This is a genomic window from Candidatus Nitrososphaera evergladensis SR1, from assembly GCF_000730285.1.
Classification (GTDB): domain Archaea; phylum Thermoproteota; class Nitrososphaeria; order Nitrososphaerales; family Nitrososphaeraceae; genus Nitrososphaera; species Nitrososphaera evergladensis.
Genome location: NZ_CP007174.1, coordinates 2,142,551 through 2,163,900, shown reverse-complemented (window position 1 = coordinate 2,163,900; position 21,350 = coordinate 2,142,551). Strand labels below are relative to the sequence as shown.

At 51.6% G+C, this 21,350-nt stretch carries 20 protein-coding genes; 8 read left to right on the top strand and 12 right to left on the bottom strand.

The annotated features are described in order from the left end of the window. Nucleotides 1-1,046 precede the first annotated feature (1,046 nt). Nucleotides 1,047-1,250, bottom strand: coding sequence for a hypothetical protein (locus NTE_RS11775; RefSeq protein ID WP_148701191.1), 204 nt, complete (start codon nucleotides 1,248-1,250; stop codon nucleotides 1,047-1,049). Between the two features lie 1,046 nt (nucleotides 1,251-2,296). On the opposite strand from NTE_RS11775, the gene NTE_RS11770 reads away from it, so the two are divergent. From NTE_RS11770 to NTE_RS11755, 4 genes are all read left to right on the top strand, one after another. After that, nucleotides 2,297-2,965 carry a dihydrofolate reductase family protein gene (locus tag NTE_RS11770; RefSeq protein WP_148701190.1) on the top strand — a complete coding sequence of 223 codons (669 nt, stop codon included), beginning with the start codon at nucleotides 2,297-2,299 and terminating at the stop codon, nucleotides 2,963-2,965. Continuing rightward, nucleotides 2,931-3,140 (top strand): SRPBCC family protein, encoded by a 210-nt coding sequence (locus NTE_RS16910; protein WP_148701189.1) that lies wholly within the window; start codon nucleotides 2,931-2,933, stop codon nucleotides 3,138-3,140. The genes NTE_RS11770 and NTE_RS16910 overlap by 35 nt, the downstream gene beginning before the upstream one ends. A gap of 243 nt (nucleotides 3,141-3,383) precedes the next feature. Beyond that, the gene (locus tag NTE_RS11760; protein WP_148701188.1) at nucleotides 3,384-4,730 is read left to right on the top strand and encodes a phytoene desaturase family protein; all 1,347 of its coding nucleotides are present in this window, start codon (nucleotides 3,384-3,386) and stop codon (nucleotides 4,728-4,730) included. Nucleotides 4,731-4,957: 227 nt separating this feature from the next. Then, nucleotides 4,958-5,869, top strand: coding sequence for an alpha/beta fold hydrolase (locus NTE_RS11755; protein ID WP_148701187.1), 912 nt, complete (start codon nucleotides 4,958-4,960; stop codon nucleotides 5,867-5,869). A gap of 463 nt (nucleotides 5,870-6,332) precedes the next feature. On the opposite strand, the gene NTE_RS11745 is transcribed toward NTE_RS11755, so the two are convergent. The 5 genes from NTE_RS11745 to NTE_RS11725 all read right to left on the bottom strand — a co-directional run bounded on the left by NTE_RS11745 (nucleotide 6,333) and on the right by NTE_RS11725 (nucleotide 9,674). After that, on the bottom strand, nucleotides 6,333-6,527 hold the full coding sequence (locus NTE_RS11745; protein ID WP_148701186.1) for a hypothetical protein: 195 nt from the start codon (nucleotides 6,525-6,527) through the stop codon (nucleotides 6,333-6,335). A gap of 165 nt (nucleotides 6,528-6,692) precedes the next feature. Further along, nucleotides 6,693-7,106, bottom strand: a complete 414-nt coding sequence (locus NTE_RS11740) for a hypothetical protein (protein ID WP_148701185.1) — start codon at nucleotides 7,104-7,106, stop codon at nucleotides 6,693-6,695. 142 nt (nucleotides 7,107-7,248) lie between these two features. After that, nucleotides 7,249-7,638: a hypothetical protein gene (locus NTE_RS11735; RefSeq protein ID WP_148701184.1), complete on the bottom strand. Its 390-nt coding sequence runs from the start codon at nucleotides 7,636-7,638 to the stop codon at nucleotides 7,249-7,251. A gap of 343 nt (nucleotides 7,639-7,981) precedes the next feature. Then, nucleotides 7,982-9,127, bottom strand: a complete 1,146-nt coding sequence (locus tag NTE_RS11730; protein WP_148701183.1) for a pyridoxal-phosphate-dependent aminotransferase family protein — start codon at nucleotides 9,125-9,127, stop codon at nucleotides 7,982-7,984. A gap of 34 nt (nucleotides 9,128-9,161) precedes the next feature. Then, nucleotides 9,162-9,674: a dihydrofolate reductase family protein gene (locus NTE_RS11725; RefSeq protein WP_148701182.1), complete on the bottom strand. Its 513-nt coding sequence runs from the start codon at nucleotides 9,672-9,674 to the stop codon at nucleotides 9,162-9,164. Nucleotides 9,675-9,862: 188 nt separating this feature from the next. Between NTE_RS11725 and NTE_RS11720 the strand changes: the two genes are divergently transcribed. The 3 genes from NTE_RS11720 to NTE_RS11710 all read left to right on the top strand — a co-directional run bounded on the left by NTE_RS11720 (nucleotide 9,863) and on the right by NTE_RS11710 (nucleotide 14,381). Then, entirely contained in the window at nucleotides 9,863-12,106 is a 2,244-nt protein-coding gene (locus tag NTE_RS11720; RefSeq protein ID WP_148701181.1) for a CDC48 family AAA ATPase, read from the top strand. A gap of 78 nt (nucleotides 12,107-12,184) precedes the next feature. Continuing rightward, nucleotides 12,185-13,255, top strand: a complete 1,071-nt coding sequence (locus NTE_RS11715) for a M24 family metallopeptidase (RefSeq protein WP_226986985.1) — start codon at nucleotides 12,185-12,187, stop codon at nucleotides 13,253-13,255. Nucleotides 13,256-13,307: 52 nt separating this feature from the next. Next, on the top strand, nucleotides 13,308-14,381 hold the full coding sequence (locus tag NTE_RS11710; protein ID WP_148701180.1) for an FxLYD domain-containing protein: 1,074 nt from the start codon (nucleotides 13,308-13,310) through the stop codon (nucleotides 14,379-14,381). On the opposite strand, the gene coaBC is transcribed toward NTE_RS11710, so the two are convergent. From coaBC to NTE_RS11690, 4 genes are read right to left on the bottom strand one after another with little or no spacing between them, the layout of a single operon-like run. Continuing rightward, a complete protein-coding gene (gene coaBC / locus NTE_RS11705; protein ID WP_148701179.1) occupies nucleotides 14,331-15,626 on the bottom strand; it encodes a bifunctional phosphopantothenoylcysteine decarboxylase/phosphopantothenate--cysteine ligase CoaBC in 1,296 nt (431 codons plus the stop codon). The genes NTE_RS11710 and coaBC overlap by 51 nt on opposite strands. After that, nucleotides 15,623-16,510, bottom strand: coding sequence for a 3-methyl-2-oxobutanoate hydroxymethyltransferase (panB, locus tag NTE_RS11700; protein ID WP_148701178.1), 888 nt, complete (start codon nucleotides 16,508-16,510; stop codon nucleotides 15,623-15,625). Before panB ends, coaBC begins: the two co-directional genes overlap by 4 nt. Next, nucleotides 16,507-17,262 (bottom strand): 4-phosphopantoate--beta-alanine ligase, encoded by a 756-nt coding sequence (locus tag NTE_RS11695; protein WP_148701177.1) that lies wholly within the window; start codon nucleotides 17,260-17,262, stop codon nucleotides 16,507-16,509. Before NTE_RS11695 ends, panB begins: the two co-directional genes overlap by 4 nt. 5 nt (nucleotides 17,263-17,267) lie before the next feature. Next, the gene (locus NTE_RS11690; RefSeq protein WP_148701176.1) at nucleotides 17,268-18,194 is read right to left on the bottom strand and encodes a pantoate kinase; all 927 of its coding nucleotides are present in this window, start codon (nucleotides 18,192-18,194) and stop codon (nucleotides 17,268-17,270) included. Nucleotides 18,195-18,263: 69 nt separating this feature from the next. On the opposite strand from NTE_RS11690, the gene NTE_RS11685 reads away from it, so the two are divergent. Next, nucleotides 18,264-19,277: a phosphate signaling complex PhoU family protein gene (locus NTE_RS11685; RefSeq protein ID WP_148701175.1), complete on the top strand. Its 1,014-nt coding sequence runs from the start codon at nucleotides 18,264-18,266 to the stop codon at nucleotides 19,275-19,277. Between the two features lie 7 nt (nucleotides 19,278-19,284). Here the strand turns inward: NTE_RS11685 and mvk are convergent, their stop codons facing one another. Together mvk and NTE_RS11675 are read right to left on the bottom strand one after the other, a co-directional pair. Further along, on the bottom strand, nucleotides 19,285-20,286 hold the full coding sequence (gene mvk, locus NTE_RS11680) for a mevalonate kinase (protein WP_148701174.1): 1,002 nt from the start codon (nucleotides 20,284-20,286) through the stop codon (nucleotides 19,285-19,287). Beyond that, nucleotides 20,283-21,140 carry an MEMO1 family protein gene (locus NTE_RS11675; protein WP_226986984.1) on the bottom strand — a complete coding sequence of 286 codons (858 nt, stop codon included), beginning with the start codon at nucleotides 21,138-21,140 and terminating at the stop codon, nucleotides 20,283-20,285. Before NTE_RS11675 ends, mvk begins: the two co-directional genes overlap by 4 nt. Between the last annotated feature and the right edge of the window lie 210 nt (nucleotides 21,141-21,350).

Below are 21,350 nucleotides of genomic sequence, written 5' to 3'. Positions count from 1 at the left end.
TTTAGCTGGCCGACATATTGTCTTGTTATAACTAGTATATAATATTCAAATCATAGATAAATCTTGCAAAGGCTTGTGTTATTAGAAGTAATACATGTAATGAATTTGCAATGCACTTAAGTGAATAATAAGCTATTTTCATATCTGATGTCAAGCAACCAGACGACGAAAATTGTGCTGACGGGAGTCGTGCTCTTGGCTCTTGCAGCAATGATAACGGCGGCGGTAGTGAGCCCTGACCTAGCCTTCGCACGAAGCAGCCACTCACATGGTGGCAACGGCGGCCACGGTGGAGATGGTGGAGACGGCGGAGACGCATTCTGTCCAGGCCGCGACAACGAATGTGACGGCGGCGATGGCGGCGGAGACGCATTCTGTCCAGGCCGCGACAACGGTTGTGACGGCGGCGACTTCTGCCCCGGTCACGATAGGGATTGTACCGACGAACGTGGAGAGTAAAAGTCGCAATACCTGACATGTATATGAAAATAGGTGGTAAGAATCCCCACCTAATCCCTTCAATTTTTTGCCATAAAAGTAGTAATTAGTAATGTGATTAGGTGAGCCCAGATTCTCTGCGGCAAGGTATATGCACGACTTTGCAATAAAAGTGGCAACGGCCGTATAAAGTCTCTGGAGTAAAGCCGTACAAGATGGGCAGTGCGTTCAAGAATTGATAGCGAAGTACCGTCTCCATAACACACACCCCATCTACATATATGTACAGACTCCAATTCCTGTCTAATTCTAACGGCATCTGGCCAACTAGCCTCCTCTTGGAGTGTAGTCCAAAAGATTCGTAAAGGAGAAAGGAGCATATCGATAAAGGCTTCAGAAAGGTCTGGCCGCCAAAAGAAACCAGAAGCCCAAAGAGCCAAATAATTTTCTCACCATGTCCCATCATCTATCTTTACCATGTGAGCAATCAGGGAGAGATCACAGGGGTATCAAGCTCACGCTAACCTTCATAGGCATTTATGCGCACAATGTTTGTTGGAGATCGGCCTTAAACTAAGAATCGCGGCTTGGGGATATTCTTGAAGACGTCATAAAGCCTGCTTTTTCAGATACTCTAACTTCTGGGAAAGATCATCTAGATACTTCAAACGCTTCACCCGCCATTCTCTTTTTTTACTCTCTTTTGGGTTTTTGAGTATCAATAACATGACGTACCGTTCCTCTTGAGTTACTAGTTCTAACAATGCATCAATATCTGAAGGTGTAAGCGTTGCCAGATTCTTTGAATCCATGCAATGTTATCTCCACTATCACCATTACGTTATCATCATCAATATGATAACGTCCAACGAGGAATTTATCTTGAACGTTTTGATAGAATGGTCTCTTCAATAAGTTGGACAAAAGGCTTGCTGCAAAATCGGCGGTTCGACCAGACCCTCTGGCTTTGACAGGCATCGGCGCCTATTTTTTGCATCTAGGCACGGTAATTTATTTTGCCGCAGGCTTGAATAATTGTGGGCAGTACATTATTACCGATTGCTTTTGTCTAATATTGCGCGGGCCAGCATACAAACAGTTGTGGCTGACTTTCGGTCGTCACAAGGTTGTTTGACATCATATGCTGGCTCGCACACATGAAGTCACAGGTTGCCATAAACCTGTTGGCTCAGACATGATTGCTAATTCATGTCTGATAGCGTGTTACAAAAACAGCATCGTGTTTAAGATTTGCTTACTTGCTAATCAGTGTACATTGCAACTGCGCAAAACCATTATTTGCTAGTATTTGGGATTATTAATGCCTAGTTTCTGAGAATCAGCTTTCTAAATTTACCCACTCGAACGTAAAGGCATTCTTGGCAGGGAACAACCTGAGCCTCCCAAGAAACGGGGGAGTGCACACTGCCAATGCCAAGCAATGCCCGGCCTTGCGCCGCGGGTACGAGAAAAACAGAGTTGCCAGAGTCAGCGCGACTGGTGCTCGCGCAGCATCTTGCCTCTCAAGCACCCGAAAAGGTAATTTTGCCCAGTATAAAAATTCAGTATATTTTGCTCTATTACATTCTATTTGTGAATAATGTGGGTCATGCCGTCAAGATGCGTGTGTTTTCCCTTTTTTGTTGTGACGGCCGGGAAAATGCACGAGCATTTCTGTTTGGCAACGTCTGACGAATTTTCTCCCCTTGGGGAGTAATGTCTTTTTTATGTCACTTGCCATAGGTCAGACATGAACAAAAACGGACAAAGTGGGACGCAAATGTTCGACAGCCTGTCGGTTAAAGAATTGAAGACGAGAGACTTTTTGCCAAGCTCAACTTACAGGAGGAAATAAAAAATGAGAAAACTGGTTGTCCTGTCTTTTATATCCCTCGACGGCGTTATGCAGGCTCCTGGCGGCCCTGGGGAAGATCCTACAGGCGGGTTCAAGCACGAAGGCTGGGTTGTCGGATACATTGATGACTATCTCCTCAAAGTTATGGTCAAGCAGATGAGCAAGCCCTTTGAATTGTTGCTTGGCAGAAAAACGTACGAGATATTTGCGGCGCACTGGCCGTACGTGAACAGTAGTGAAGATCCATTTGCTGCCAGAATCAATAATGCCAAGAAATACGTAGCATCAAAGACGATTACAAAGCTCGACTGGAACAATTCCGAACTTATTCAAGGCGATGTCTGGAAGGAGATCAAGAAACTAAAGGAGCAGGAGGGGCCAGAAATACAGGTTCATGGCAGCGGCAATCTTATCCAGACGCTTTTAAAGCACGACTTGGTTGATGAACTCCGGCTAAAGATATTCCCTGTCACTCTCGGCATTGGCAAGCGATTGTTTGCAGATGGCACGATTCCAGCTGGATTCAAACTTGTTGAAAGCGAGATTTCGCCAAGTGGAGTTATCATCGCCTCGTATGGGCGTGCAGGCGAGGTCAAGACAGGGTCGTTTGGGCTTGAGACTCCAAGCGAGGCAGAACTTGCCCGCCGAAAGCGGCTCAAGGAAGAAGGATAAACTGCTCCCCCCTTGGGGCATAATTCTTTTTTTTATGTCATTTGCCTTAGTGCAGGTAATAATGAAAAACACTATTGCCGTACAAACTGTGGTAAATGCTTCCATGGAAAAAGTGTGGGAGTGCTGGAACAAGCCGGAACACATTACAGGCTGGGCTTTTGCTTCGGATGACTGAGAAGCGCCGGCTGCTGAAAACGACCTGCGCGTCGGCGGCAAGTTCAAAACCACCTGGCAAGGGACAAGAGCACGAGTTGATAGAATACGATTTAGGAGACTTAGAGCTATCGCCCATCAACTTACAAATGCATCATTTTCAGTTCTTTTGTCTGAATGTTGTTTCATGAACGACGTTATGCAATTGTATAAGATAAAGAGTGCGAGAAAGGCATATCTTTTATGCTAAAGTACATGAGCGACAATGATGGAAAAAGATGACAGTCCGGATGTCATTGTCATCGGCGGAGGGCTTGCAGGTCTAACAACGGCTGCGTTGCTCGCTCGCGCCGGAAAAGCTGTAACACTGTTTGAACAATCGTCGCGCGAAATAGGAGGCCGTGCAAGAACGTCAATCGATAATGGATATTATTTCAATCAGGGACCGCATGCGCTTTTCCTCGCAGATGTAGGAGCAAAGGTCCTGCAAGAGTTAGGGGTCTCATATACTGGTGGAGAACCTCCAGCTACGGGCCTTGGGATAAGAGATGCCAAAAAGTATCGCGTGCTAACCAATAGCAGTTCTCCCTCTCTGACTCCAGTGAGCGACTTTAACTCGGAAGATGTCTTTGCCAAGTTCTCCGATTTATTAAACAAAACTGACTTCACAGAATTAGAGAATATCAGCGTGACGGAATGGATTGAGAGGAATTTTCATGATGCGGACGCGATCGCCTTATTGAAGGCTCTTATCAGCCTGACTACCTACGGTAATGATCCGGACATCCAGAGCGCGGGTTCTGCGTTGCACCAAGTCCACCTATACAACTTGGGAGGGGTCATGTATGTCGATAGAGGCTGGCAGACTCTAGTTGATGGGCTTGTCGCGGCTGCTAAAAATGCCAAAGCAAGAATTGTTATGGGAAAGAAGGCAACCAAAGTACAAAGAAACAGTTCGGGTTGGCTAGTTACGTTATCTGACCAGAGCCAGATATCCGCAGAGATACTTGTAATAGCAGCAGGTCCAAATGAGGCGCAAGCCCTATTTCATGAAGGCGAGAAGATTGAGGCATTGTCAAAAGCAGTAAAGGAGGCCAGGCCTGTACGCCTGGCATGCCTGGACGTTGCGCTTAGCAATCTTCCACAAAAGGATGCGCTGTTTGCCCTTGGAATCGATTCACCCCTATACTTTTCGGTCCACTCTCCATATGCAGAGCTTGCTCCTCCTAACGGAGCACTGATCCATGTGGCAAAGTACCTCGGTTCTTCGATCAAACCAAATCCGAAAGAAGACGAAAAAGAACTTGAAGAACTGCTTGATCTGATGCAGCCCGGTTGGAGACAAGTACTCGTTAAGAAGAGACCTTTGCCAAGTATGGTGCTTTCAAATACCTTGGTTACTGCCGCAAACGGCGGGTTATCAGGGCGGGTCGATCCAAAAATCGAAGAAGGTCTATACGTAGTGGGAGACTGGGTCGGACAGGAGGGATTATTATCTAACGCGTCCTTTGCAAGTGCAAGGCGCGCCGCTCAACTAATCCAGAATGAACTTGCCGGAGGTTCTAGAGGTACTGGACAAAGACCCTCAATTTCTGAATCCGTACCTTCGTAAACCTAAATCTTTAGGCGGGCCGGGTGGGAAAATTATCTAATTACCCCGCCCCTTCCTTATTATGCGCTAAACCCTGCCAGTATTATCGCTGTGAGCATGTTGTAAAGAGTGGATTATTTGGGTTAAAACACAAGTTTCTCTTTCCACCTATGCTTCTTATCATAAATTCCTAAATAATTTGATATTCGTTAGTTGGTATTTCAACATAATCACATTACTCGTAAATTTTGCTCAAGACTTTAAAATTACTTTATCTCTACAACGGTATGCCAACTCTATCGGGAAGAAAAAATGGAGCTCGTCATGTATTAGTCGCTATTGGCATCGCAATGACACTATCGATAATATTGATGGGCATCAAGCCAACTATTCAATCCAGTTTTGCCAGTAAAGAGGGTGCGATTACTTTAGTCCAGGCTGACCAATCAAAGAGTATGGCTACCACCAACAATAACAAGACTATGAGTATTGTATTGGTGCATGGGTTGTGGGCCGATGCGTCCTCATGGAGCAAGGTAATTCCTATTTTAAAGAAGGCTGGCTACAATGTTATCGCTCCGCAGCTTCCTCTACATTCTCTGAAAGATGATGTCGCCACGGTCAATCGCGCTGTCGAGCTAGCCGGCGGTCCGGTAATTCTCGCAGGACATTCGTATGCTGGATTTGTAATCACGAATGCTGCTTACAATAATCCTAATGTTAAAGGGCTTGTCTACGTTAGCGCATTTGCCCCTGATAATGGCAAGTCCATCACAGATTACGTCGACGTGACCAAGCTTCCCAAGGACTTGTTGGTCCTTGACAGCAGCGGATTTGCGTACATTAACCCGGCGTTCTTCCACGACACGTTTGCGCAGGATCTTGACAAGGCTCAGACTGACGTAATGGCGGTTGTGCAAAAGCCAGTTAATCAATCAATTTTTGGTGAAAAATCCGGGCCTCCAGCCTGGAAGCAACTTCCGACGTGGTTTCAAGTGTCTGAAAATGATCATCTTATTCCTCTGGATCTACAACGTACCTTCGCACAACAGATGAATGCTACAACCATATCCCTTCCATCAGGCCATGCATCACTTGTATCACATCCAAACGAGGTTGCGCAATTAATCCTGAATGCGACGAAGGGAGCGAGCAGATGATTCCACTTCAGTTCCTGTCGTCTTGGGGAATGGATTTTTCAGGCATCGTTGAAAAGGTTGACAGAGTCTTGGTGGTGGCGTGAGCGGACTTGTTAGGTAAATCACTCTAGATTCCAAACTGATATACAATAGTAGGCAAAGTAAATGCCAAGAGTGGCCGTAATCCTAGGAAGCACTCATCATGGAAGAAATGGCGAGGCAGTAGCAAAAATGGATCTATGATTTTGCGAAGCGAAGTGATGCCCAGTTTGAGTATGTCGATATCAAGGATTACAACCTGCCACTTTTGCTGTGATGCTCGCATCCAATGTGGCACGGAGCCCCTTTGGGCCCGTACCTTGTTCCTAATAATACGCATGAACAACGTTCTACCAATATGAAGAGATGCCGTAGTTTGACATCATCATGGTTCTTTTGACCTGCAACTATCATAACAAAGGTAATGATTAGGTCGGCTCTGCTTCTACGGCAATCTTCTGCCTAGCATAACCTGTTCGGTTCCTTTTTCAATATTCACAATATACGTAACAAGGCTCTTTTTGAAGTCCATCAGCTGTTCGAAAGGAGTGTCGTTTCCATCTGCATGGACGTAAAGTTCAACAGCTCCCGGCGTATTGCCAATAAGTGCATAGTAATACAATGGCTGTGGAATAGCCATTATGAGTTGGCTATCTTGCAGCGTTTCTACCGAAAGAGTGAGCGTTCGGGCATCATGATTAATTTCTATGTTGACGATTCTTCCACTTCCCTTGTGAAATGAATATTGTACACTGTATGTGCTATCGTGTAACAGCACGTCATAATTTTGATCCATAGTAGGGAGTTACGTCGATATTCCTGAGATTGTTATGCCACCTGTGGTAGCTATTGAAGATACTGATCTTGGTTCGGTTAGAGATGACATTGCAAAACTTCTGATCTCTCGTTTTGCACAGTCTTCGTAGAACTCGCATGTTTGCTCAGGAGACCAAGAGAACTTTATTTCAAAATCGCTGTCAGGTTCAGCGACCCCTTCTTGCCACGCTAGATATTCGGTAACTCCTCTGCCATCTCTGACCTCGACTACCATCACAAAATGCTGCGATGCTGCCATGTTGTTATGAGCCGCTATTTCTATTACAGTCTGCTGGCCGCGTTCCAACTTTGTTATTTTTTCATCCGCATTCTCAATGGTAGTCACGATTGGATCGTGGTTCAGCCGTATAACTTCAAAGTCCGAGGCGTAGGCTGGACTCATGTTACTGACAGTGCAAAAGATACCGAGTATACAACCTGCAAGTCCTATTGACAGCACCTTGACAGGTATAGAGTCCCGGGCCATAGATGCTGAGCCGATATCTGCGGTGTTACTTTAGCATTCTGCATGTATGTACCTGCTATTATTTGCCCTCTGCTAACCTTTTCTTCTTTACTGACCTTAACTTCCTTATTCCGAAAATAGACGCTACAAATGCTATCCCAGAGCCTGCCAATATCTCCACAACAAATGGGCCAAGTTCTGGTTGTGATGCTGCACCGCTTGATGATCCAAATGGTGAGCCCACTGCTCCAAGGCAGCGGTGTTTCAATATCTCATTTTCAGAGCATTTTTCTAGCGAGATGCCCATCTCTTTGCATTCTTGAAGCATTTGTGGAGTTGCTGTCGGAGATGGATTCTGTTCTATCAGCTGTGCGTTTACTTGCACGCTATTTGTGAGAGAAAAAGCCAGAGATAGCAATCCTACTATTGTTACTGCAAGAATGCCTATTGCAAGGCTTTTGTCTGGCAATATACTAAAGAATAGGAGATTCCTCTATTTCACCTTTCAGACTTGCCTTCAAAAAGCGGCACAATGCCGAGCACGAAAACGGGGCGTTCCCTTTTTACTCCATGTCTACGAACTCATTGGAGCCCGAACCCTTATTTTTCTAAACTCTAGTCCCTCTAGGCCCGCTTCTATAGCTATGGTCAAGCCATGCCTGAAGTAGCGCAGCTTGTGCCAGTACACTACGCACGCGCACTTGACTTATCTAAAAGAACTAACCGGGACCTACAACTACCATTGTAGTTGTGGGGAGTTGGAAACGCGCACGCACACACAAAGAAATGGCCCTTTGTAAAAAGAAAGGGCGCTAGTTAAGAGCCTTGAGCCTGTCAAGCGCGACCGACGTTGCCTCCGGGTTTGCCTTGACGCCTATCATGTTCATCGCAGACGCGATTGACGACAGCGTCCTCATGACGTGGTACTTGTGCACTTCGCCCATACAGCCTACCCTGAACACCTTGCCTTTCAGGTCGCCAAAGCCGCCTGCAACCAGTACCTTGAACTGCTCGCCGAGCAGGCCGCGGAACTTCTTGTCGTCCATTCCCTGCAAGTAGTTGACTGCAATCACGACGTTGCTCCTTGCGTCCGGCTTGGCAAACGGCGTCAAGCCCATAGCGTTGAGGCCGGCGTAAAAGGCGTCGGCGCAAATCTTGTGGCGCCTTATCCTGTTGTCCATGCCTTCTTCAAGTATCATGTTGAGCGCCTCGCGGAACGCATAGTACAGCGGAAGCGCAGGGGTGAACGGCGTCTCAAAGTGCTCTTCCTGGTACTTGAAGTAGCGCTTCAGGTTCAGGTAGGCCGTGGGAGGCGGGTTTTCCTGCATGTATTTTTTCGCCCTTGCACTCACCGACACTGGCGAGACGCCCGGAGGGGCTGCAAGTGCCTTTTGCGACGCAGTCACGCAGACGTCGATGTTCCACCTGTCCACCGGGAGCTCGTCGCCTCCGAGGATTGAAACCGAGTCGGCGACAAAGAACGCGCCCTTGCGTGACGCGAGCTGGCCCAGTTTGTCCATGTAGCGGATGGTGGTACCAGTCGAGGTCTCGTTGTACACGGCGTACAGCGCCTTGATGTCCTTGTGCTGGTCAAAGACTTTTTCAAACTCTTCGTACGGCGGGTTCTCGCCAAACGGCGCCTTTATCCTGATTGCCTGGCCGCCCCAGCTGTCGATGAGGTCTGCAAGGCGCGTGGAAAACTCGCCGTTGACCGGGATGACTGCCTTGTCGCCCTTTTTTATGAGGTTGACGACCGAGGTCTCGACCGCGCCGGTGCCCGAAGTCGTGAGGAGCACGATGTCGCCGGTGGTCTGGAAGACCTTCTGGGTCTTTTCAAATATCTCCTTGTACAGCACGCGAAAATCGTCACTCCTGTGGTTTATCACAGGAGCAAGCATGGCGTTCATCACCCTGTTGGGCACGTTTGTAGGACCGGGAAGCATTACGAGGTATTCCATGAGCGGTGGAATGGCGCGCTGGCCGATATTTAAATCAACAAGGCATTAGTTGGTAGTGCATCTGCACAAGCCCGTTGTCGTACCTGATGAGATCGACGAGCTTCATGTTGGCTTGCTTTACATTGTTGAACATCGGTATGCCCCTGCCAAGTATCGTCGGGTGGACTGCCACAATTATCTCGTGTATCAGGCCGGCGTCAAGCAGGACGGAGTTTATCTCCGCGCCTCCAACAAGCCAGATGTCTCTGCCCTCTGTAGAACGGACAAGGCTTTTTGTAACGCCGACTACATCAGAGACAAATTCCACGTTGCGATATTTCTCGCTTGGATTTCTCGTAAACACATAACATTTCTTGTCCTTGTACGGGTGCTCCTCGAATTTCAGCGCAGTCTCGTATGTCTTTCTTCCCATTATGACAGTGTCAATTGAATCGTAGAACTTGGCATAGCCATAGTCGCCGTCTGTGAACAGCCAGTCGACGCTCCCATCATTTCTTGCAATGTAGCAGTCAAGGCTTGAAGCGATGAACAGCTTTACTTTTCGCATGTTTCCTTGCGAACAGAACAATCTAATAATAATTACAGCAGCTTGACGTACAGAAGCAGAAGGGGAAACGACGCCTAAAACCGTAACTCATTAGATAAAGAAACGCCAATGATATCTTTGTGATCAACAACAAAGAACGTGGCTGGAAACGTGAAATTGTTGTTCTGAGAGCTGGTGGCAGCTAGTCTGTGTCATCTTCTGATAACAAAGCAAGCCTGAGGGTTGCAGAAGCAGACGCACGGGACGTCGGAAGGAGGATAGCAAGGATAGACCCAAAAGTCGCTGCAAGGCTCGGCATAACGACCGGGGACGCGGTAGAAGTCATATCGCCTGCCAGCAAGAGAAAGACTACGGTCCTCAACTGGCCTGCGTACCAGAAGGATAACGGCAAAGAGCTGATAAGGATTGACGGCTATGCAAGAAACAAGCTTGGTATAGGCATCGGCGATACCGTGGACGTTAGAAAAGTGGAGGCAAAACCCGCCCAGAGCGTCGCTCTGGCTCCCACGGAACCCCTCCGCATCCTAGGCGCCGAAGACTATCTTGCAGGGTTTTTGCAGGGACAGCTTGTCACAAAGGGGGACACTATACCGCTTGGCATCATGGGCCAGCGGGTCGACCTGGTGGTCATCTCTACAAATCCTTCAGGGCCCGTCATAATCGAGCCTTCAACAGAGGTGTCAATATCTGAGGAAAGCGCCAAGGCGGCTGCGGCAGCCAAGGAAGCTGGCATCCCGGCCATCACGTACGAGGACATTGGCGGCCTGCGAGGCGAAGTGACCAAAGTACGGGAGATGATAGAGCTTCCCCTGCGCCACCCGGAGCTTTTCAGGAGGCTTGGGGTCGAGGCGCCAAAGGGCGTCATACTGCACGGCCCGCCCGGCACGGGAAAAACGCTGCTTGCAAAGGCGGTGGCCAACGAGACGCAGGCCAACTTTTACTCGATTGGCGGACCGGAGATAATGAGCAAGTACTACGGCGAAAGCGAGGAGAGGCTGCGCAACATCTTTGAGGAGGCGCAAAAGAACGCGCCTTCAATAATATTCATAGACGAGCTGGACTCTATCGCGCCAAAGAGGGAAGAAGTCAGCGGCGAGGTTGAGCGCAGGGTGGTAGCGCAGCTGCTGTCGCTGATGGACGGGCTGACTGCAAGGGGCAAGGTGGTCGTAATCGGCGCCACCAACAGGATAAACGCAATCGACCCCGCGCTCAGGCGCCCCGGCAGGTTCGACAGGGAGATAGAGATAGGCGTGCCTGACCGGAATGGCAGGCTGGAGGTTCTCCAGATCCATACGAGAGGAATGCCCCTTGACAAGGACGTGAACCTAGAAAAGCTCGCCGACATTTCGCATGGCTTTGTCGGAGCCGACCTGCAGGCGCTGGCAAAGGAAGCCGCAATGCGGGCGCTCCGGCGCGTGCTTCCGGAAATCGACGTGTCTGCAGAAAGCATCCCCGGCGAGATACTGAACAAGATTATTGTAAAAATGCAGGACTTTATGGACGTTGTAAAGGAGATGGAGCCTTCTGCAATGAGGGAGGTGTTTGTGGAAATCCCGGACGTCCAGTGGGCCGACGTGGGCGGCCTGCAGGACGTAAAGCAGGAGCTTCGCGAAGCCGTGGAGTGGCCGCTAAAGTACCAGGGGCTGTTTGCCTACTCTGACGCGACTCCTCCAAAGGGCATCCTCCTGTACGGGCCTCCGGGCACCGGCAAGACGCTGCTTGCCAAGGCGGCGGCAAACGAAAGCGAGGCCAACTTTATCAGCATAAAGGGGCCGGAGCTCTTGAGCAAGTGGGTCGGCGAGTCCGAAAAAGGCGTCAGGGAGATATTCCGAAAGGCAAGGCAGGCGGCGCCCTGCATAATATTCTTTGACGAAATAGACGCCATAGCGCCCACCCGGGGAGGGGATTTTGGCGACTCGCACGTGACTGAGAGGGTGATAAGCCAGATGCTGACAGAGCTTGACGGGCTGGAGATACTGACAAACGTCGTGGTGATAGCCGCCACAAACCGGCCCGACATCGTAGACCCTGCGCTTCTCAGGCCCGGCAGGTTTGACAGGCTGCTGTACGTCCCGCCTCCTGACAAGGAATCGAGGCTGCAGATACTCAAAATTCACACAAAGAAAAAGCCGCTTGACAAGGACGTCAACATCGAGCAGCTGGCAGGCGACATGAACGGCTACACCGGCGCCGACATTGCGTCGGTTGCGTCTGCCGCCGTGATGCTGGCCCTGCGGGAGCACGTAGCAAAATACAGCGATGCAAAAGAAGCAGAAAGCCACGCCAAGGACCTGAAAGTAAAAATGCGGCATTTCAAGGAGGCAATGACAAAGGTGAGGCCCCTGTCGTCTCAGGAGCTGGACATGTACAAGAACATTGCAGAGAAATTCGGGATGCCCTCAAGGGTCACCGGAGCAGCCTATGCTGGATAAATCCTAGTGGCCTTGTACCTTTTTTTCTTTTGGCAACGTTTTATAAAACTGGACACTTAATCCTGCGTGTATACATATATGACAATGAAGGAGCGCAGGTCGCGCCTTTTGCAGCACGCTGCAACTGCTGGCTGCAGCGCAGTGGCGGCATTTGAGCCTGAAAACGTGTTCTACCTTACTGGATTCTGGGGAGAGGCAATCGCGGTGTGCACCGAGGATGGCACAAAACTTGTGGCGCCCAAGCTGGAATACTCGCGCGCCCAGCAAGCATCGGTAGAGTGCGAAGTGATTCCTACGGAAAGGGGAAGCGAGCTTTTGTCGACGTTCGTGTCGCAGATAAAAAACAAGAAAACGTGCACCGACTGCAGCGACTATGGGACAGTCGAGCACATCAGAAAGCTGCAGGGCGACATCACCGTTGATACCGAGCCGTTCTTTCTTACGCGCAGGTTAAAAGACGAAGCCGAGATGAAGGTGATAGCAAAAGCATCGCGCATACTTGACAGGCTGTACGAAATCTGCGCAGACGAGATAAAGGCGGGCATGACAGAGCGCGACCTCCAAGCAAAACTTGTCTACGAAGGGCTAAAGATGGGTGCAAACCCGCCCTCGTACAAGTCCACGCTGAATCCCCTGATAATCGCAGGTGGGCCAAACGGCGCGCTTCCGCACGCCGAGGTGACTGACCGAAAATTCAAGAACAAGGACATGATTGTAGTCGACCTGACGCTCCGCCACCAGGGCTACATTGCCGACGCCACGCGTACGTTTGCTCTTGGCAAGCCGACGGCAGAGATGGTCCATGTTTACGAAATAGTGCAAGAGTCGCAAAAGGCCGGCCTTGATGCCGCAGTAGCAGGCGCCACGTGCGGCCAGGTAGATGCGGCGTGCCGGGATTTGATAAAAGAGCGGGGCTATGAAAGGCAGTTCATCCACTCCACGGGCCACGGCATCGGCCTTGACGTGCACGAGCCTCCCTGGGTGCGCACGAAAAACGAGGAGGTGCTGCAAAAGAACATGGCAGTGACAGTCGAGCCGGGAATCTACCTTGAGGGCAAGTTCGGAGTCAGGATAGAGGACAGCGTACTTGTCACCGACGGAAAGCCCAAGGTATTGAACAAGTTCACAAAAGACCTCGTGGTGCTGTAGAGACTGGCATCGCAACGGTAAAGAAGGCGTGCGCGCCAGATTATAGTCGCTATTGGCCATAAAGGCTGCTTTTGTAGCGGCGCTTGTCGCAGGTGCGATGATAATGATTGCCGTTTCACCGCCACCGCTGCTGCTATCTGCCAGCGCGCAGTCGCTTGAAGATCGGCTATATTTTTATCCGCAGGTGCCAACGGAGAAAAGCCCCGTGACTGCAAAGGTGTCACTGACAACGCCCACTCCTTGCTACAAAGTAGAGATGCAGGATTTTGAAAAATCAGGAAATGTGATATCGATAAACGTCAAGGTCACGCCGCCTGCGCAGGATACAGTCTGCGCGCAGGTGCTAAAGAGCCATCTGCTTGAGCAAGACATTGGCACGCTAAAAGCAGGGGCCTACACCGCACGCCTCTACGTCAACGGCGAGGAAAAAGCCACGACAAGGCTGTACGTCACCGAAAGAGACGTGGCAGTACTGTCTGCAGGCACGTACGTGGACTATCAGGGCGATGCCAACCTGATAGGCGAAGTGCAGAATACCGGCAGCGCGCCGCTTGAACGCGTGGCAGTCGACATCAACTTTTTTCAGGGCGACTCTCTCTTTCAAGAGGAGCGCGTCTACACCACGATGGGGACGCTGATGCCCAACATGACCTCTGGCTTTAGCCTCCTGCTTGGCGGTAACGGCGACCTGCGCAACAAAGAGTATTCCGTCAGGGTGACCGCGTACGATAATGCGCCTGCAAAACAGCACGCGCTGCAGCTGGTAGTAGAGCCAGAGCCGGGCAATGGCGTGATATCAGGAACCGTCTACAACAACAGCATCGAGCGAAACGCCACGCAGGTCAAAATAGCCTGCGTAGTATATGACGCGCAAGGGTCTGCTGTGGATTCCGTGTTTGATTATTCAAAGCCGGGCACGATTGCGCCGGGAAAGAGCGCCGGCTTTACGATACAGTCAAACCATGACGTGGGAAACAATTTCACAGCCAGCTGCAACTCCGAATCAGTCGAGTTTGCCACAGGCGCGGTGCAGGTAGTGCCTGAATTTCCTGCTGCGACCCTGGCCCTTGCAGGCTCACTTGCGGGTCTTGCTATCCTTGCTCATAGATTCAGAGACAAGCTCTAGCAGTTTTCTTGCCACCTCTGACTTGCCGCCAAGGGGCACGTGCACGACCTTTTTCCTTGCGTCTACGATAAACACTTCGTTCCTGTCAGAGCCTGCTTTTGAGCCGTCGCGGCCAATGTCGTTTGCAACGACAAGGTCCGCCCCGCACTTTTGCAGCTTTTTGTATGCCTTGTCTACAAGCAGCGCGTCTGAAACGCCATAGTCTGCCTTGAACGCGACAAGAAAAGTGCCCTTGCTTGCCTTCTTGACATCGTCGACTATTTTCTTTGTGGCTACAAGCGAAAGGTCCAGCCTGCCGTTTCTTGTGTCTATTTTTTTTGCAGATGCAGAGGCGGGAGCATAGTCAGCCACTGCGGCTGCCATTATCGCAATGTCGCACTTTTCTTCTTTCTTTAATTCTCCAATGACTGCATCATGCATCTGCGCGCTTGTGTCTACCCTTACAACATGATAATGATTATTGCCCTCAGGCTCTTTTTCCGTGCCACGGCCATAGACAAGCGTCACCTCCGCACCCATCCTCTCTGCTTCTTTGGCTATTGCAATGCCCATCTTGCCAGAACTGGTATTGGTGATGACGCGGATGGGGTCGATGTACTCGATGGTGCTTCCAGCCGTGACAAGCACGCGCCTGCCCGCAAGCGGCCCATTGCCGGCAAGCGCGTCTATCGCAGACGCAAGAACCTGCTCCGGCTCTGCAGCCTTGGCCTTGCCCTCTTCTATTTTCGGGCCGATAAACCGTGTGCCCTCGTGTTCATGCAGCTTTTCCACGTTCTGCTGGATGAACCTGTTTTCGTACATGGCCTCGTGCATAGCCGGCGCCACAATTATTGGGATCTTGGAGCCCAGCGCGACGCTCAGGACGGATGTCACCGGCGTGTCGTCGATTCCTGCTACCATCTTGCCGATCGTGTTTGCAGTGCACGGGTACACTATCACAAGGTCTGACATGCCATAGTCTGCAAGCGCAATGTGCTCCAGGTTTCCCGTGAGTTTTGAAACGACCTCGTTTCCCGTGGCCCACTTCATCATCTCGGGGTGCAAAAGCGTCGACGCAGTGGCCTCGCTCATGACTGCGTGCACGTCAGCTCCGTGGCGCATCAAAAGGCGCGCAAGGTCGATTGCGCGGTACGCGGCCACGCTTCCCGTTACGCACAGGACTATTTTCTTGCCTGCTAGCTCGTTTCCGTCAGAGCCCGTGATGTCCTTTGACGGGTGTACGCCACGCCGTTGCCGCTGTTTCATTTCTTTTTGCCCTTCCCCTGAAACTTTTCAAGCTCTTCCGGGTTCATGTGAAACGTGTTTTGCTCGTCCGGGAACTTGCCTGCCTTGACGTCCCGGGTATAACTTGAAACTGCATCAAGGATCGGCTTGGCAAGCTCGGCGTACCTCTTGACAAATTTTGGCTTGATGTCTTCGTATATCCCAAGCAGGTCGTGCAACACAAGTACCTGGCCGTCGCACTCCGGGCCGGAGCCTATGCCGATTGTAGGCACCGACACTTTTCTGGTGATGACCTCTGCAACCTCGCTTGCAACCATCTCCAGAACTATCGAGAAAACGCCTGCTTTTTCAAGCGCCTGCGCATCCTGCACCAGCCGCTGCGCTGACTCGGCAGTCCTGCCCTGCAGGCGGTAACCCTCCCACAGCGACGATGTCTGCGGCTTGAGCCCAATGTGGCCCATCACAGGCACGCCGGCGTCCACGATGGCCTTTACCTTGTCAGCGATCTCCGCGCCGCCTTCCAGTTTCACTGCGTCGCAGCCTCCCTTGATGAACTGGACGGCGTTTTCAATGGCCATGCTGGTGCTTGGCTGGTACGAGCCAAAAGGCATGTCTCCTATTATCATTGCCCTCTTGGCGCCCCTTGACACTGCGCCGCAGAACATCAGCATCTCTTGCATGTTAACAGGCACCGTGCTTGGGTGCCCAAGGACCACCATCCCTGCGCTGTCGCCTACCAGCAAAACGTCGACGCCGGCCCTGTCGCATATGAGCGCGGTGGAATAGTCGTACGCAGTGAGGACAGAGATCTTTTCCTTTCCTTCACTTTTCAAAAGGGCGAGGTCGCTGACGCTTACCTTCTTGTTCTTTTTTGGCGCTGAAGAGGTCGCTGCCTCCTGCGTCACAAGGCTCCTCCCCTTATCTTTTTGAGCGACTGGGCGAGGTTCTTTTTGTTGTCAAAGGCGCGGACCATTCTTTCAAGCGACTTTGCGTCCTTGCCTTTCAGCGCCTGCGCCTCTTGCACGAGCGCCGGCATCGCCCTTACCAGGTTGTCCACCATGGTCACGTGCGCGGCCTTGGCCGTCCTTGAAAGCGGATTCAAATCAACCGTAATCACGGTCTTGCCCATCCTGGCAAGCGCCTCCGTCCTGTCGCCGTCTTCAAGCGGCACGAAAACCGTGTCTGCCGAAAATATCCCGTCCGGGTCGACGCGCCTGCGCTCACTTGAAAGCTCGGGTATCTTGGCAGATGCGCGCGGGCCTACTCCAAGCACGTTTCTTGCGCCGTGCTTCTCTAGCTCGGCCTTGATGGCGTATTCCCTTTCTTCCGTGCGGTAGAACAGGTTGACCTCGATTGCGGCGCCCGTGATTTTGGAAAGTTCCACTATTTCTTTTGGGCACAGGGCGGCAGCATTGCCGTTGACTGAAAGCACCGCCTTTTTGTTTGAGAGAAGGAGCGCTGCAGCCGCCGCGCGTATTGCCTTTTTTGCAGCCGCGCTTGTGCGCTCGCCAATCAAATAGTCAAAGGCCTCGCCCCTGCCATGCGCAATGAGGCCCTCTGCTACTACCAGGTTGCGCTTGAACCCGTCAACCAGCATCTCCCTCGTATGCAGCGACTTGGCGCGCGGGTGGTCCGCTGGTATCGTTGTTATTGTCATGTCTCTCAGAGGACCCTTGCGCCCCTGCCGTCAATGTCGCAGACAAGCAGCGTGCCCTCAAATTTTTGCAAAACGTCTGCTGCTTCATTTGTGCAAGCCTCTGGCACGATGGTAAACACGGTCTCGCCAAATAAAGCGACGCTGCACTCAATTCCCGCCGCTCTTAGTGCGCGCACCGGCGCCCTGCACTTGCCTTCCGTAAGCCCCAGCGTGTCTGCAAACTGGTATGACATCTTCATAAAGTCGTCTATGCTTTTTGTCTCTGCCAGTTTGTCAAGCATCCTGCCCCCAAGGCCGTTTATCATGTCCATGCGGTTTGCAAGAAACGCCTTGGTCGAGATCGGCGATATGCAGAGTATCACTGCCTTGTAGTTATCTTCAAGTGAGATTTTCTCAACCGTACCTATGCCTGGCGCGCCTGCGCCCGTGCGCATCTCAAAGCCTCCCGCGTACTCGGCAATCACGGTTCCAAGGCCTGTCTTGCACGCAATTTCTGCCTCATGAGCCAGCTGCGCCGCTTGCTGCATGCTCTGTTTTGAGCCAAGAGCCGCATTGAGCGCGTAGCTGAGGCTCAGCGCCGCCGCGCCGCTTGACCCAAGCCCAAAGCCTACGGGAATGTCTATCTCGTGCTCTACCCTTACAAAGAAGGGCTTTTCCGCACTCTTGGCATACCTGTCGATGACCCACTGTGACACCTCTGCATCCTTTGGCTTGGCGGTCCTGCCGTTTATCAAAACCTTTGATCCCGTCTTGCCATCAAAGACGTAGACGGTCGTGGAAATGCCCCTGTCGATGGAAAATCCTGCGCCCCTCGATCCTCTGTACTGAGGGCCCGAACTCGGCAGCTTGGGTATCTCGAAAAAACCTGTGACGTGGCCCGGGGAGAACGCCTTGGCTACAGCTACCGGCGCTGTAACCACTGTAGATGCCATACACTCGTTTATAAAAGTCAGTGGATATAAAAATAATGTTTAATTAGTTTAAATGGGTTTATACTATTTATGGTGAGATACGCAAGGCGCCTCCAGCAGATAGGAAGCAGCATCCTGATTTCTCTTCCAAGCCAGTGGGTCAAGGACAACAACCTGAAAAAAGGCAGCATCGTCCCGGTCGAGGTCAACAGGGACAACACGATTTCCATATTTCCGTCCAGCGAGGAAGCCGAGAGCACCAAAGAGGTGACAATCCAGTACTCGCCGGCTTCGATGGACTCGCTTGTCAACCAGGTGTATGGCGCATACCTTCTTGGCTATGACATGATACGGGTAAAGGCAGCAGGCTCGATAACGTACGATGATGCCGAGCGGTTCAAGCGGGCGATGAGAAAGCTGGTGGGCCTTGAGATAGTGGAGGAGGACCGGCAGACAATTTCGTCGCAGTTCTTGCTCGACCCAAACACGCTTGACGCTGAAAAGATCCTGCGCCGGATGAACTCGCTTGTCGCCGGCATGTTCCGCGAGATGCTTGAAGCGATAAAAGAAAGGGAGAACATCGCCAAGCGCTCGATAGGCGGGCGCGACGACGAGGTCGACCGGCAGTATTTTCTACTGGTGCGCCTCATAAGGAGCGCCATGATGGACCAGCAGCTTGCCGGCAAACTCAACCTGAGCAACATAGACATCCTCGACTACAGGATAGCGGCAAACCTGCTTGAAAGCGCCGGCGACTTTATAGTCGACCTCGCGTCGATGCAGGATTTTACAAAGTTGGACCTCGTGGACAGGTTTGTGCAGGCCGGCGAGCTTGTAGAAAAGATGCAGGAAAAGGCAGTGGCGGCGTTTGCCGGCAAGAACCGCGCCGAGTCTGTTGAAGTGGTCAGCACTTATGGCAGGTTCAACGAGATAATAAACTCGATCAAAGAAGAGGCGTCGGCCAATGCGGACAGCAAGGGTTCCGAGTCGACAGTCGCTGTACTAAACTTGACCTACTCGATGGACAGAATAGCCCGCTGCTGGGTAGACATTGCGGACCTTGTAAAACCGATGCACCTGATAGCGCCCCTGAAAAACGCCTAGCAGTCAGCTAGCCTAGAACCAGGCCCTTGGTGTCTATCTCGACCTCAAAGGCGCTCTGGCCGGCTTCCTTTATCGCCGATGCGATCCTCTCGCTGTCTTCCTTTGAAGCGGCCAGCGCTATTATTGCGCCTCCGCCCCCTGCGCCCGTTATCTTGGCTCCAAGTGCGCCTGCGCGCCTAGCCACGTCTATCAGGTCGTCTGCCTTTTCGTGGGAGACCCCGAGGCGCTCCAGCAAAAGCTGGTTTTCGTTCATCAGCATACCGAGGTACTCTATGTTGCCGTTGTTGAGTGCGGCAAGGGCCTGGTTGCAGATGTCTCTTGCCTGCGACATAAGGCCGGAAAACGCCATCTGGTTTGCCTCTTTAAGCTTGCGCACGCTGGAAACAAGGTCGCCCGTGTTGTGCTTTATCCCCGTGTCCCCGATGACCAAAAAGATCTTGGTCTTGGCCTCGATTTTTTTGAAACCTCCGCCCTTGCTGTAGTGCATCATGCCACCAAAGGTGCTGACAAAGCAGTCTGCCCCTGACGAGTTTTTGTGGATTATCTTTTCGGCCTCGATAGCGCTTTCGCAGACCTTCTTTTTGTCGGCCTTGCCAGCAAGCGACTCGACTGCAGCAATTGTGGCTACAAGCGCCGCGGCGGAAGAGCCAAGGCCCACGCCGTAGGGAATGTCCGACTTGATCTCTATCTCAAGGCCCGACTTGTTGTTGTTTTGCTGCTTCCTGTCGTCAAGGGCCTGCTTTGCCGCGTAATACAGCGGCTCAAGCGTTGCGCGTGCGTTTGCGCCCTCTATGAGCCGGAACGTCGAGCCGTCAAACTCGCCTGATGCGATGTCCGATTTTATCTTGACCTTGCCGTCCTTGGATTTCTTCGCAGTGACGGTTATCCTGCGGTTGATGGATGCAAGTATCGCCGGGTTGCCGTACACGACGAAATGCTCGCCAAACAGGATTATCTTTGCCGGAGCCGCCGCTCTTGCCTTTGCTACCGTGACAGTTGTTGCAGTCATACAAATATCACCGATGAATAGCCGACCACCGCGTCCGTGTCCCCCGTCACGTCTCCGCTGGTCGCATATTTCAACAGCTCGCCCCGGGTGGCGCCCAGGTTCTTTGCGGCAACCATTATCGATGCGATGGCGCCATACCCGCACGCAGAAACGTCCATCCTCTCTAGCACCGCGTAGAATTTCGTGACGTCAAGCGTGAGCATCGCCTTTATCAGTTCGTTGTCTTTTTCGTGCGCCATTATGTTTGGCTCATAGTGCGTCAGGTCGGACGACGCAACCAGCATCGTCTTTGTCTTTGGGTTCTCGGCAACCGTGTCGGCTATTGCCTTTCCGACGTCAAACGCGGTGTCGATGTCCTGCATTATCAGGATCACCGGCACAATAGTGAACTTGCTCTTTATCGATTGCAGAAAAGGCAGCTGCACCTCAAGGCAGTGGTCGCGGCTGTGCGCAAAGTCGTCAAAGTCGACGATCCCGGACTTTTTTGCGATCTCTTGCGCCCATTCGCTGTTTACCTGCACCTGGCCGAGGGGGGTCTCCCACGTCCCGCTCCTCATCGTCGCCACGCCGGAGCCAATGCCATAGTGGTTTGGGCCGACCATCACGACGTTGTCAAAGTCGCTTGCAGAAATCGCGTAAAAGCCGTTTGCCGCCACTGCGCCCGAGTACGCATAGCCGGCGTGCGGGGACACGATGCCGTATATCCTGCGCTCTTCTGTCAGTGCAGGCGGAGGCATTCCCGGCCCGAACTTGGTGTTGCGAAAAGACTGGTCGATGGTCAGCCTGAGCTCGTGCTCGCTTGAAGGGTAAAACATGCCGGCAACGGCAGGCGGTCTGTTTGTCGGCTTGGTCAAGATGTCATTTTTCCTCTCTGCTATTTTTATTATCCATATTATTATGTGGCAACGAAAAAGCTGTTATCGAAAATGGCGCTCTGTAATGACAATAATGATAATTCGAATACCTTCTCATGCTGTTGTTGCTACCCCTCTATGACCGAGAATAGAAAACGACTTCCCGTATTTAGACGTTAAAATGCGCTCCGCTACATGCGCGCACGTGTG

What these genes read in the sequence shown, in the direction of transcription:
- NTE_RS11775 (WP_148701191.1), bottom strand. Translation starts at nt 1,250, where the DNA reads ATGGATTCAAAGAATCTGGCAACGCTTACACCTTCAGATATTGATGCA.
- NTE_RS11770 (WP_148701190.1), top strand. Translation starts at nt 2,297, where the DNA reads ATGAGAAAACTGGTTGTCCTGTCTTTTATATCCCTCGACGGCGTTATG.
- NTE_RS11760 (WP_148701188.1), top strand. Translation starts at nt 3,384, where the DNA reads ATGATGGAAAAAGATGACAGTCCGGATGTCATTGTCATCGGCGGAGGG.
- NTE_RS11745 (WP_148701186.1), bottom strand. Translation starts at nt 6,527, where the DNA reads ATGGCTATTCCACAGCCATTGTATTACTATGCACTTATTGGCAATACG.
- NTE_RS11740 (WP_148701185.1), bottom strand. Translation starts at nt 7,106, where the DNA reads ATGAGTCCAGCCTACGCCTCGGACTTTGAAGTTATACGGCTGAACCAC.
- NTE_RS11730 (WP_148701183.1), bottom strand. Translation starts at nt 9,127, where the DNA reads ATGGAATACCTCGTAATGCTTCCCGGTCCTACAAACGTGCCCAACAGG.
- NTE_RS11725 (WP_148701182.1), bottom strand. Translation starts at nt 9,674, where the DNA reads ATGCGAAAAGTAAAGCTGTTCATCGCTTCAAGCCTTGACTGCTACATT.
- NTE_RS11715 (WP_226986985.1), top strand. Translation starts at nt 12,185, where the DNA reads ATGACAATGAAGGAGCGCAGGTCGCGCCTTTTGCAGCACGCTGCAACT.
- coaBC (WP_148701179.1), bottom strand. Translation starts at nt 15,626, where the DNA reads ATGAAACAGCGGCAACGGCGTGGCGTACACCCGTCAAAGGACATCACG.
- NTE_RS11695 (WP_148701177.1), bottom strand. Translation starts at nt 17,262, where the DNA reads ATGACAATAACAACGATACCAGCGGACCACCCGCGCGCCAAGTCGCTG.
- NTE_RS11690 (WP_148701176.1), bottom strand. Translation starts at nt 18,194, where the DNA reads ATGGCATCTACAGTGGTTACAGCGCCGGTAGCTGTAGCCAAGGCGTTC.
- NTE_RS11685 (WP_148701175.1), top strand. Translation starts at nt 18,264, where the DNA reads ATGGTGAGATACGCAAGGCGCCTCCAGCAGATAGGAAGCAGCATCCTG.
- mvk (WP_148701174.1), bottom strand. Translation starts at nt 20,286, where the DNA reads ATGACTGCAACAACTGTCACGGTAGCAAAGGCAAGAGCGGCGGCTCCG.